Source organism: Erythrobacter sp. SN021, assembly GCF_021864455.1.
The window spans coordinates 1-282 of the sequence record NZ_JAKKUW010000236.1 but is presented as its reverse complement, the minus strand read 5'-3'; the positions used below and the strand labels follow the sequence as shown (position 1 = coordinate 282).

At 61.3% G+C, this 282-nt stretch carries 1 protein-coding gene; it reads right to left on the bottom strand.

Annotation, left to right across the window (positions count from 1 at the left end; all coding sequences use genetic code 11):
• Positions 1 to 282, bottom strand: a 282-nt coding sequence (locus tag L5849_RS15720) for a ribonuclease III domain-containing protein (RefSeq protein WP_305040853.1), incomplete at both ends; no start/stop codon positions are given.

Here is a 282-nt window from a genome sequence, read left to right as displayed (position 1 = left end):
ATCGCCGAACGAGTCTGGGTCAGCTCGCCCTCGGCCGCGCGGGGGTGGTGCTTGTACAGATACTCCGCGGTGATCAGCTGCAGGACGGCGTCGCCGAGATACTCGAGGCGTTCGTTGTCACGCGGCGATTGGTGCGGACTCTCATTCGCAAACGAGCTATGGGTGACCGCCTCGAGTAAAAGGCCTGGATCGCGAAAGTGAATCCCGATCTTCTGCTGGAGCTGCTCTAACGACTGCGCGAGAGGAGCTGCGCTCTGTGCTATGAGCCGGCCTTCTCCTGTA